This window comes from Paraconexibacter sp. (assembly GCF_059438195.1).
The window spans coordinates 1-10,854 of sequence record NZ_JBLKKY010000099.1 but is presented as its reverse complement, the minus strand read 5'-3'; the positions used below and the strand labels follow the sequence as shown (position 1 = coordinate 10,854).

The following is a 10,854-nucleotide window of genomic DNA, read 5'->3' as shown; positions in this document are numbered from 1 at the left end:
CGCGCCGACCCGCTCGAGGGCCGCGGCGAGGCGGTCGATGTTGCGCCCGGTCGGGCCGGGGACGACGGTGATGGTGTCGGGGGCCTCGTCCTCGAGGAGGAGGTGCTCCACCCCGGCATCGTCGAGAGCGCGGACGAGCGCGGTGACGTCGGCGTCGAAGTCGCGAGCGTGCATGGCGCGAGGCTAGGGGCTGCGACGGTGCGCGTCACCCCTCGCAATGCGGCTGTCAGCAGGGGTTTCGCTACCCGTCGTCTGCGGACTCCTCCAGCTCCCGCTCGACCTTCGTCCTGCGGTCCGCGATCGAGATGACCCCATCACGATGCGCGCCTTCCCGCCGGTCGCGTCGACGATCGCCGCCGTGACCGTCCCCGGCGCGGCGCCTCGAGTACACGGTCATCGGCGACGTCGTCAACACCGCGGCGCGGCTCGAGGGCGCGACGAAGGACGCGGGCGTCGAGATCCTCGTCGCCGACGCGACCCGGCAGCGGCTCACGCGGCGCCACGACGATCTCGTCTTCCACGGCAACGTCCCGATCAGGGGACGCCAGGCCGATGTCGCGGCGTACCGCTTGGACGGGATGCACGACGCGAGTCCCCGGTGAGGACCGGGCCGCCCGACCGGCCGTTCGGCGGTCCCCGGGTCACCTTCGTCGCCGGCGCCCCCGCGCGAGGTCAGCGGCCGTGCGGCTGACGCTCGACGTGGGCCCGCCGCCCGTAGAGCTCGCGGCGGACGAGGTCCTCGACGTCGTCGGCGACGAAACGCGGTGCGGAGGCCTGCTCGCACGCGCGCGACCACCCGCCGAAGAGCACGGTGATCGCGAGATGCGACGGAAGGAGTTCGGAGCCGTGAGCCATGCGGAACCGGCGGTAGGCCGTGGCCGAGAGGTCCTCGGGGGCGACGCCGGACACCGCAGCCGCCGCGCGGAGGGCCGCGAGCGCGGCGTCCCGTGTCGGAGGCGGGTGGGCCATCCTGCGACTCTAGGCGCAGCGCCGCTCCGCGACATCCGCAGTTCCCCCTGATCGTGGAGGCGCCGAGGACCCCGCCGTCACGGGGGACGGCGGCGGGCGGCGCGTGCACGACGACGCGAACCGGGGTTCATGTGGTCGTGAGCCCCTCAGCACCTGGCATCCCCTCCCCCGGCGACGTCGCCGCCGCGACGAGGACGGCCGCCGCCATGACGGCGATGAACGCCGGCGCCGGCGCGGGGCGCCTCGTCGGCGCGCTGCGCGGCGACGGCCGCGCCGGCCGCAACCTGGCGATGGCCTGGAGCACCGACGCGGCGCTGCGAGCGGCGGGCGTGACGGTGGACGTCGTCCGCGGCCGTGAGCATCTCGACGCGCCGCGCCCGGCCGTCTTCCTCATGAACCACCAGAGCGAGCTCGACCCCCTCGTCGCCGGCTCGCTCATCCGTCGCGACACGACGGCGACGGGCAAGAAGGAGGCGAAGCTCGATCCGCGCGCCGGGTTCCTCGGATGGATGCTCGACGTCGTGCACTTCGACCGCCGCGACAGCGCGGCGGCGCGTGCGGCGGTGGAGCGGCTCGAGGACCTGGTGCGCGCCGGACGGTCCGCGCTCGTCGCGCCCGAGGGGACGCGATCGCCCGGCCGTGAGCCGCTGCCCTTCAAGAAGGGCGCGTTCCACCTCGCGATGAACACGGGCGTGCCGGTCATCCCGATCGTGATGCGCAACTGCGGCGAGCTCATGCCGCGAGGCTCGATGACGATGCGGCCGGGCACCGTCGAGGTCGTGGTGCTGGAGCCGATCGACACGTCCGGCTGGACCCCGGAGACGCTCGGCGAGCAGGCCGAGGCGGTCCGGCAGCTCTACGTCGAGACGCTCGAGCGCTGGCCGGGCCCGTCGACGCGCCCGCGATGACGGCCGCCGGCCGTCCCGTCGAACGGGATCGGCTGCTCGTCCGGCGGACCGCAAGCGGGCGACGGGGGTCGAACCCGCGACCTTCGGCTTGGGAAGCCGACGCTCTGCCAACTGAGCTACACCCGCGCTTGCGTGGGCCAGCATAGCGCGTGCGCGACGGCGCGAGCGAAGCCCTCGCGGGGGTCCGTCACGCGCCCGGACGCCGCTGGCGGGTCTGCGCGCAGCCCGGACGGTCTACCCTGAATCCGTGTCGCGTCCCGCCGTGCCCGTCGCCGTCATCGTCGTCTCCGCGCTCCTCGTCGGGCTGCTCGTCTACGGGGTCGCCGCGTCCGGAGGGACCTCGACGACGCTCGACGACGGGGTGAAGAGCGGGGAGTTCCGCGAGGCGCCGCAGACGGATCTGAGCCGGCCGCTCCTCGACGGCGGCGAGGCGCGCCTCGACGACTACGCCGGGAAGGTCGTCGTCCTCAACTTCTGGGCGTCCTGGTGCGACCCGTGTCGTGACGAGGCCCCGGTGCTCCAGTCGGCCCACGAGCGGCTCCAGCGCGCCGATGCGGGGACGGTCCTCGGCGCGACGCACACGGATGCGAGCGCGGACTCCAAGGCGTTCGAGGAGGAGCTCGGGCTGGAGTTCCCCTCGGTCCGCGACGTCGATCTCGAGCTCTACCAGGCGTACGGCGGCACGGGAGTGCCCGAGACGTTCGTCATCGACCGCGAGGGGCGCGTCGTCGCGCTGTCGCGCGGGCAGGTCAACGAGGAGTTCCTCCAGCGAGCGCTCGACGACCTCGGGGTGCCCCGATGAGGACGCTCGCGCGACTCGTCGCGCTGCTCGTCGCGGCGGCCCTCGCCGCTGCCGGCGCGGGCGCCGCGCCGGCGACCGCGCAAGAGCGCGAGACCTCGCCGTCGATCTCCGAGCCCCGGGACGCGGCGCCGTCGGTCGAGTCGAGGACCTCGCTCATCGACATCGAGGACGAGGTGATGTGCGTGTCGTGCAACGTCGCGCTCAACATCGCCGAGTCGCCGCAGGCGGATGCGCAGCGCCGCGAGATCCAGCGGCTCGTCGACGAGGGGCTCACGAAGGACGAGGTGAAGGATCGCCTCGTCGCCGAGTACGGGAGCAACGTGCTCGCGCTGCCGGAGGACGACGGCTTCGGCGCGGCGGCCTACGTCGTGCCGATCGCGGTCGGCGCGCTCCTCGTCGCGGGCCTGCTCGTCCTCGTCCCGCGGTGGCGGCGACGCGCGACCGCAGCGCCCGGGCTCTCGTCCGCCGGCGGCGCGGCGCCGTCCCCCGCCGGACCCGATGACGAGACCGAGCGGCGCCTCGACGCCGAGCTCGCGCGCTTCGACCGGTGATCGGCGACGTCTTCGTCCTCGCCCAGGTGAACGAGGCCGACACGACGGTCCTCGCGGCGTTCGCCGTCGGGTTCGTGTCGTTCATCAGCCCGTGCGTGCTGCCGCTCGTGCCCGGTTACCTCTCGGCGGTGAGCGGCCTGTCGCTCTCCGACATCCGCACGCGCGACCAGGGTCTCGCCCGGGTCGTGTGGCCGGCGGTCATCTTCTGCCTCTCGTTCACGGTGATGTTCGTCGCCCTCGGCATGACGGCGACCGGGCTCGGCTCGACGCTGCGCGAGAACGACCAGCTCCTCAACCGCCTCGCGGGCGGGACGATCATCGCGATGGGGGTCTTCTTCCTCCTCACCCCCTTCATCACGCGGCTCAACCAGGAGTGGCGTCCCGAGGCACTGATGCACCGGGCCGGGACCGGCGGGCCGGTCGTCGCGGGCCTCGCCTTCGCGGTCGCCTGGACCCCCTGCGTCGGGCCCACCCTCGCGTCCATCCTCGCGGCGGCGTCGACCTCGGACACGGTGAGCCGCGGCGGCGTCCTCCTCGCCTTCTACTCGCTCGGCCTCGCGGTGCCGTTCCTCCTCACCGCCGTCGCGTTCGACAAGGCGACCGCCGTCTTCCGCTGGCTGCGAGACCACTACCTCGTCATCACCGCCGTGAGCGGCGTCATCCTCATCGGGATGGGCTTCCTCATCCTCACGGGCGAGATGAGCCGGCTCAACCGCGAGGCGCAGGACCTCCTCGAGTCCGTGGGCCTCGACTTCATCTACTCGCTGTAGCCGCGCGAGCGCGCCGGGCAGGGCGTCCCCTCCGGCGTGAGTGTGGATTCACCCGGCGCTCCGCCCGGTGAATCCACACTCACGCGTCGGTACGCCTCCCGCAGACGCTCGAGGGCGACGGCATCCGGGTCCTCGTGGTGGACGCGGGCGGTGAGCCAGCCGTCGGCGGCCGCGTCGGCATCGCGTCTCGCGTCCTCCAGGCGGACCTCCGGATCATCGTGGTACGGGCCGTCCGCCTCGATCGCCAGCCTCAGGTCGGGCAGACAGAGATCGAACCGGACCACCCGCCCACAGGCGAGAACGACGCGGTGGTTGCGCGCCGAGTCGGGCAGCCCGGCGCGGGCGGCGAGGTTCGCGACCCGTTCCTCGAGCGCCGTCTCCGAGGCGCCGACGATCACCGCCCTACGCGCGTGCAGCTCGCGGATCGCGACGATCCCCCTCTCGCCGTCGTGCCGCTCGACGACGGCGCACACCTCGTCGAGATCGAGCAGGCCGTGGTGCACGAAGCCTCGCCAGACCCGCTCGGCCTCGTCCGGCCCGTCGATCGCTGCGACATCGAGGACGGCTCGAGCGGGACGCAGACACGCCAGGCCGTCGACCGACGTCCTCTCCACAGCCGGGACGACGAGACGTCGCATCCGCACGCCGCGCGGCCGCGGCTGAGCGTCGGGCGGGACGACGACGACCGTCCGGTCGGCCCGTCGCGCCGCCACGGCCCCGAGCGCGACCGCGGCACTGCGCCCGCCCAGCAGCGCGCCCTCACCGGCGGCGAGGACGTCGGCCCAGAACCGCGCGACCGGAGCGAGCGACCTCTGACCCACGGCGTACACGCCTGCGTGGACCACATGGAGATGCCCCGCCCGGATCCGCGCGTCGATGACGTCGGCCGAGATGCCGGCGGCGAGCAGCTGGCGACGCGCGACGACACCGGCCTGCCGACGAGCGATGCGGGCGATCACCACTCCGACCGACTCGTCGACCCCAGCCGGGCGCCGTGAGGCGTTCGGCGCGACCCACACCTCTCTTCCCACGCGTCGAGACATCGGCGCGGAGGTTCGCCGAGACCCCTGTCACGTGTCTGTGCCGATACGGCAGAACGTCGCGGAGATTCTCCGCGCCGCGCGGTGAGTGTGGATCTACCTGGCTCACAGCCAGGTAGATCCACACTCACGCTCTGGGAGGCGGGGGCACGCCGCCCCCCCGGCGGCTACATCTGGTCCGGGGCCGCGACGCCGAGGAGGGCGAGCGACCTCGCGAGGATGCGCTGCGTCGCGACGCAGAGGGCGAGGCGGTAGGTGCGCAGGCCCTCCGGCTCGACGTCCTTCACGCGGCAGTCGCGGTAGAACGCGCTGAAGAGCTGCGCGAGCTCGAGCGCGTACGTGGCGATGCGATGGGGCGCACGGCGGTCGGCGGCCTCCTCGACGGCGTCGCCGAAGCCGAGGACCATCTTGAGCAGGTCGCGCTCGGACGGATGGAGCGCCGCGCCGATGACGAGCCCGCCGCCGACCTCGGCGAGAGCGCGGGCGACGCGGTCCTCCCCCACCTCGCGGAGCACCGACGCGATGCGGGCGTGCGCGTACTGGACGTAGTAGACGGGGTTCTCGCGCGACTGGTCGCGCGCCGCCGCGAGGTCGAGGTCCATCGTCGTGTCGTGCGAGCGCGCGAGGAGGAACCACCGCGCGGCGTCGACCCCGATCTCGTCCACGAGATCGTCGAGCGTGACGATGTTGCCCGCCCGCTTGCTCATCGCGGTGAGGTCGTCGCCGTCCTTGAGGCGGACGAACTGCATGATGAGCGGCTCGAAGTCCTCGGGCCGGCCGCCGAGCGCCTGCCACGCCGCCTGCATGCGGCCGACGTAGCCGTGGTGGTCGGCCCCCCACACGTCGACGAGGAGCTCGAAGCCGCGCTCGCGCTTCTCCTGGTGGTAGGCGATGTCGGACGCGAAGTACGTGTGCTCGCCGGTCGAGCGGCGCAGGACCCGGTCCTTGTCGTCCCCGAACTCGGTCGTGCGCAGCCAGAGCGCGCCCTCGTGCTCGTAGGAGCGGCCCTGCTCGGCGAGGACGTCGAAGGCGTGGTCGACCGCCGAGCGCCCGCTCGAGCGGGCGGGATCGGTCTCGTGGAGGGTCCGCTCGCTGAACCAGACGTCGAACTCGACCCGGAAGCGCTCGAGCGACGCCCGCGCGCTCTCGCGCATGAGCGCCACCGCCTCCGCGGTGATGCGGTCGAGATCGTCGCCGTCCGCGCCGTCGATCTGCCCCGCGAGGTCGACGACGTACTCGCCGCGGTACCCGTCCTCCGGCGGCTCCTCGCCCCGCGCCCGCGCCCGGACCGACTCGCCGAGCCGCTGGACCTGGGACCCGTGGTCGTTGACGTAGTACTCCCGCGATACCTCGTGCCCGTGGAACCCGAGGATCCGGGCGAGCGCGTCGCCGTACGCCGCGTTGCGCGTGTGCCCGACGTGGAGCGGGCCCGTGGGGTTCGCGCTCACGAACTCGACGCACACGCGCCGCGACGGAGCCGCGCCTCCCGCGCCGAACCGGTCCCCGGACGCGAGGACCCCGGCGAGCGCGCCCGCGTACCAGGCGTCGCTGAGCACGAGGTTGAGGAACCCCGGGCCGGCGACCTCGACGCGCTCGATCGCGACCCCCAGATCCGACCGCAGGCGCTCGGCGAGCTCGTCGGCGATCTCGCGCGGCGGGCGCCGCAGCGCCTTCGTGAGCACCATCGCGGCGTTCGTCGCGAAGTCCCCGTGCTCGGCCTGCTTCGGACGGTCGAGCGTCGCCTTGTCGACCGGGGCGTCGGGCGCCCCGGCGGCGACGGCGGCCGCGGCGTCGCGGACGGCGGCATGGAGATCGGCGATCGCGCTCATCGGCGCCGGAGGGTAGCGCGCCACCGGCCGGCCCCCGCCGCTGCGGCGTCAGTGGTGGTAGGGCTCGCCGGCGATGATCTTGTGCGCCCGGTAGACCTGCTCGAGGAGGACGACCCTCGCGAGCTGGTGCGGCAGCGTCATCGGCCCGAGCGAGATCCGGTGGTCGACGCCCTCGTCGAGGTCCGTGCCGAACGCCCCGCCGATGACGAAGCACAGGTCGCGGCCGCTCATCCGCCGCTCCTCGATCCAGCGCGCGAACGACTCGCTCGAGAAGGTCTCCCCGCCCGCCGCGAGGAGCGAGACGAACGCCCGCTCCGGGACCCGCCGGCGCAGCTGCTCGTCCTCGCGCACCTCGACGAGATCGAGCCGCGCGTAGCGGCGCAGCAGCTTCTCGTAGTGGGCGACGTCGTCGGCGTACGGGGGCCGCAGCCGCCCGACCGAGAGGACCGTGATGCGCATCGGCGCGCGGACCCTACCCGCCGCCGCCTCGCGCGACGGCCTCGGCGATCCCGATCCGCTCCATCGTCGTCGGGTGCGTCGAGAGGAGCGTGTGGGCGATGTCGACGGGCTCGGGGTCGCTGACGTTGCGCACCGCCGAGCGCACGCGGTAGTCGATGAAGGTCCTCTCCTCGCCGGTGAGCTCGAGCGCGTACGCGTCGGCGCGCGCCTCGATCTCGCGGCTCAGGGGGTTCGAGATCCACAGGATCGACGTCGCGATGACGGCGACCGACACCGCGAGCGCGGGAACGACGTCCGGGCCGCGCGCCCCGGTCGGCGCGAGGTGCTCCGTGAGCCGCACCGCGGCGTAGAAGCCGAACGGCGCGACGATCGCGAGGAAGATCAGCCCGGTCGGGAGGTCGTCGTAGCGCACGTGGGCGAGCTCGTGCGCGACGACGAGCCGCACCTCCTCGCGCGGGAAGCCGTCGACGAGCGTGTCGTAGAGGACGACCCTCTTCGTCGCCCCGAGACCGGCGACGTAGGCGTTCGCCGCCGTCGTCCGCTTGCTGGCGTCCATGACGAGGACGTCTCCGACCTCGACGCCCGCCTCCTCGGCGAGGGCGAGGACGTCCGACCGCAGCGGTCCCGCCGGCAGGTCCTCGAAGTCGTTGAAGAGCGGATCCACGACGAGCGGGGTCGCGAAGGTGTAGACCGCGCCCGCCGCGACGACGACCACCGCGCCGACCGCCCACCACGCCCGGGGAAGCCGTCGGCGCAGCCAGACGGCGAGCGCGAAGCCCCCGGCCGCGAGCACGGCGGAGATCGCGAGCGAGAGCGCGACGTCACCCGCCCATCCGGGCCACGAGCGCGTCACGAGACCCACGTCGATCGCCCTCTCCCGCGCGACCGCCGACAGCGGCAGCCGCACGACCTCCATCGCGAGCACGACGACGGCCCCGACGACCCCCGCGGCCAGGACCGGGCGCGCGGCCGGGAGGCGGGCCATCAGCCGCCGCGGCGGACGACGCACGAGCAGCACGAGAACGGCGAGCTGGGCCGCGAGAGCGGCCCCGTAGAGGGCGAGCTGCGGTCGCCGGTAGTCGCGCGCCCGCTCGATCTGCGCATCGCTGAAGTACGCTTCCGGGGAGACCGCGATCGGCTCGACGAGCCCGTCCTCGGGCTGCAGCACGATCACCGCGAGCCCTGCGACCGCGAACGCGAGGGCGATGGCCACCGTCACGGGGATCCGGAAGCGACCGCGGTCCATCTCCCCCACTCTCTCAGATGCTCGTCGCCGTCCTCTCCGACATCCACGGCAACCGACAGGCCCTCGAGGCGGTCCTCGACGAGTCCGCCGCCGCCGGCGTCGACGAGATGTGGTGTCTCGGGGACATCGTCGGCTACGGCGCCGACCCCGACGCGTGCTGCGCGCTCGTCCGCGAGCACGCGAACGTCTGCCTCTCGGGCAACCACGACCTCGCCGTCACGGGCGCGCTCGACACGCGCGAGTTCTCGCCGGGAGCCGCGCTCGCCGCCGAGTGGACCGCCGAGGTGCTCGCCGACGACCATCGCGCCTGGCTCTCGACCCTCATGCCGCGCGGGATGCGCGCCGGATTCGGGCTCTACCACGGGTCCCCGCGCGACGCCGTCTGGGAGTACGTCCTCTCGGCCCTCCTCGCAGAGCTGTGCCTCGACGTCATCGACGAGCGCGTCGCGCTCATCGGCCACTCCCACGTCGCGCTCGGCTTCCACCGGCCCGAGGGGGAGCCCGCGGCCGGCGAGCGCCGGGAGGCCGGTGACGTCGCCGATCTCTCCGCCGGCGAGTGGCTCCTCAACCCCGGCTCGGTGGGTCAGCCGCGCGACGGCGACCCCCGTGCGGCCTGGCTGCTCCTCGATCTCGACGAGGAGCGGGCGACCTGGCGCCGCGTCGAGTACGACGTCTCCGGCGCCCAGGCCGCGATCCGCGAAGCCCGCCTCCCCGCCTCCCTCGCCGAGCGGCTTCAGTACGGTCAGTGAGCAACACGCGTCCGACCCGATGACTCGTCTCCCCATTCTCATTCTCGCCCTGCTCGCCGGCGTGGCGGCGTCGCTCGTGCTCGCCGCCTGCGGCTCCGGCGGCGACCGCAGCGGCCTCATCCCGTCCGGGGACGCGGATCTCCTGCGCGACCGCATCTCCGCCGTCGAGGAGGCCCTCGACGAGGGCGAGTGCGAGTCGATCGGCGCGGATCTCACGGCGCTGCGCGATGCTCTCGGGACGCTCCCCTCGACCGTCGATCCCGAGCTCCGCGCCGAGCTCGAGCGCGGCATCGACAACGTCGTCGCGCTCGCTCCCGAGCAGTGCGAGGAGCCGGAGCCGACCGAGACGACCGAGACGACCGAGACCGTGCCCACCGAGACGACCGAGACGGAGACGACGCCGACGGAGACCGCGCCGCCGACGACGACGACGCAGATCCCGACGACGACCACGCCGGTCGAGCCGCCGACGACGCCGACGACGCCCGCACCCGAGAACCCGGGCGGCGTCGAGCCTCCCGGCGACCCCCAGTCGGGCGGCGTCGTCCCGCCCGCCACCGGGGAGGTGCTTCCGTGACCGAGATCCTCACCGGCCGCTACGAGCTCGGCGACCGCCTCGGCGTCGGCGGCATGTCGACCGTGCGCAGCGCGTTCGACCGGCGCCTCGAGCGGACGGTCGCCGTGAAGCTCCTCGCCGAGCACCTCGCCGAGGACGCGCAGTTCGTGTCGCGCTTCCGCCGGGAGGCGCTCGCCGCCGCGCGCCTCGTGCACCCGAACATCGTGCAGGTCTTCGACTTCGGGCTCGACGAGACGACGGGGCGCCACTACATCGTCATGGAGCGCGTCGACGGGCAGTCGGGCGCGGAGATCCTGCGCGAGCGCGGCCACCTGCCGGTCGCCGAGGCGATCGACATCGTCACCCAGGCCTGCCGCGGCCTCGACTACGCGCACCGCGGCGGCGTCGTCCACCGCGACGTCAAGCCCGGGAACCTCCTGCGCTCGCGCGAGGGCGTCGTGAAGCTCGCCGACTTCGGCATCGCCGCGGTGACCGACGAGGCGTCGATCACGCAGGTCGGCTCCGTCCTCGGCACGGCCTCCTACCTCGCGCCCGAGCAGGCGACCGGCGCCGAGGCGGGCCCGCCGGCGGACATCTACGCGCTCGGGGTCGTCACCTATCAGCTCCTCTCCGGGCGGCTCCCCTACGAAGCGTCCTCGCTCACCGAGCTGGCCCTCAAGCAGCAGCGGGAGGCCCCCGCGTACCTCCACGAGCTCGTCCGCGGCGTGCCGGCCGAGCTCTCGTACGTCGTCGACAGGGCGCTCGCCCTCGACCCCTCGGCGCGATACGGCTCGGCGGAGGAGTTCGCCGAGGCGCTCGACGCGGGCGCGCGCGGCGAGCCCGCGACGGGCGAGCAGGCCACCACGGTCGCGGCCCCCGGAACGAGCGCGACCCGCGTCGTCGGAGCGAACCCCCCGACGGAGGAGCGCGTCGTCGCGCGGCAGCCGCGTCCCCCGCGCGAGCCCAGGCACGCCC

At 73.9% G+C, this 10,854-nt stretch carries 12 protein-coding genes and 1 tRNA gene; 7 read left to right on the top strand and 6 right to left on the bottom strand.

All coding sequences use genetic code 11. The annotated features are described in order from the left end of the window. Window positions 1–672: 672 nt before the first annotated feature. Window positions 673–969, bottom strand: coding sequence for a hypothetical protein (locus tag ACME2J_RS20950; RefSeq protein WP_495546893.1), 297 nt, complete (start codon window positions 967–969; stop codon window positions 673–675). Between the two features lie 137 nt (window positions 970–1,106). On the opposite strand from ACME2J_RS20950, the gene ACME2J_RS20945 reads away from it, so the two are divergent. Further along, window positions 1,107–1,877, top strand: coding sequence for a lysophospholipid acyltransferase family protein (locus ACME2J_RS20945; RefSeq protein WP_495546892.1), 771 nt, complete (start codon window positions 1,107–1,109; stop codon window positions 1,875–1,877). Between the two features lie 53 nt (window positions 1,878–1,930). On the opposite strand, the gene ACME2J_RS20940 is transcribed toward ACME2J_RS20945, so the two are convergent. Next, window positions 1,931–2,003: transfer RNA gene (locus ACME2J_RS20940), tRNA-Gly, on the bottom strand. 121 nt (window positions 2,004–2,124) lie between these two features. Between ACME2J_RS20940 and ACME2J_RS20935 the strand changes: the two genes are divergently transcribed. The 3 genes from ACME2J_RS20935 to ACME2J_RS20925 are packed head-to-tail and all read left to right on the top strand — an operon-like array spanning window position 2,125 to window position 4,000. Next, on the top strand, window positions 2,125–2,679 hold the full coding sequence (locus ACME2J_RS20935; RefSeq protein ID WP_495546891.1) for a TlpA family protein disulfide reductase: 555 nt from the start codon (window positions 2,125–2,127) through the stop codon (window positions 2,677–2,679). Then, on the top strand, window positions 2,676–3,230 hold the full coding sequence (locus tag ACME2J_RS20930) for a cytochrome c-type biogenesis protein (RefSeq protein WP_495546890.1): 555 nt from the start codon (window positions 2,676–2,678) through the stop codon (window positions 3,228–3,230). The genes ACME2J_RS20935 and ACME2J_RS20930 overlap by 4 nt, the downstream gene beginning before the upstream one ends. Further along, complete coding sequence (locus tag ACME2J_RS20925) at window positions 3,227–4,000, top strand: cytochrome c biogenesis CcdA family protein (RefSeq protein ID WP_495546889.1); 774 nt, start codon at window positions 3,227–3,229, stop codon at window positions 3,998–4,000. The genes ACME2J_RS20930 and ACME2J_RS20925 overlap by 4 nt, the downstream gene beginning before the upstream one ends. Here ACME2J_RS20925 and ACME2J_RS20920 read toward each other — a convergent pair. The 4 genes from ACME2J_RS20920 to ACME2J_RS20905 form a co-directional block, all read right to left on the bottom strand. Further along, entirely contained in the window at window positions 3,988–4,959 is a 972-nt protein-coding gene (locus tag ACME2J_RS20920; RefSeq protein WP_495546888.1) for a hypothetical protein, read from the bottom strand. The two genes, ACME2J_RS20925 and ACME2J_RS20920, sit on opposite strands and share 13 nt — an antisense overlap. Before the next feature lie 248 nt (window positions 4,960–5,207). Continuing rightward, window positions 5,208–6,869, bottom strand: a complete 1,662-nt coding sequence (argS, locus tag ACME2J_RS20915; protein WP_495546887.1) for an arginine--tRNA ligase — start codon at window positions 6,867–6,869, stop codon at window positions 5,208–5,210. A gap of 48 nt (window positions 6,870–6,917) precedes the next feature. Next, window positions 6,918–7,328, bottom strand: coding sequence for a 23S rRNA (pseudouridine(1915)-N(3))-methyltransferase RlmH (locus ACME2J_RS20910; RefSeq protein WP_495546886.1), 411 nt, complete (start codon window positions 7,326–7,328; stop codon window positions 6,918–6,920). 13 nt (window positions 7,329–7,341) lie between these two features. Further along, the gene (locus tag ACME2J_RS20905; RefSeq protein WP_495546885.1) at window positions 7,342–8,574 is read right to left on the bottom strand and encodes a M48 family metalloprotease; all 1,233 of its coding nucleotides are present in this window, start codon (window positions 8,572–8,574) and stop codon (window positions 7,342–7,344) included. A gap of 17 nt (window positions 8,575–8,591) precedes the next feature. On the opposite strand from ACME2J_RS20905, the gene ACME2J_RS20900 reads away from it, so the two are divergent. The 3 genes from ACME2J_RS20900 to ACME2J_RS20890 all read left to right on the top strand — a co-directional run. Then, window positions 8,592–9,323 (top strand): metallophosphoesterase family protein, encoded by a 732-nt coding sequence (locus ACME2J_RS20900; protein ID WP_495546884.1) that lies wholly within the window; start codon window positions 8,592–8,594, stop codon window positions 9,321–9,323. A 19-nt stretch (window positions 9,324–9,342) separates the two neighbouring features. Continuing rightward, window positions 9,343–9,900, top strand: coding sequence for a hypothetical protein (locus tag ACME2J_RS20895; protein WP_495546883.1), 558 nt, complete (start codon window positions 9,343–9,345; stop codon window positions 9,898–9,900). After that, on the top strand, window positions 9,897–10,854 hold a 958-nt coding region (locus tag ACME2J_RS20890; protein WP_495546882.1), incomplete at its 3' end, for a protein kinase domain-containing protein. The genes ACME2J_RS20895 and ACME2J_RS20890, both read left to right, overlap by 4 nt.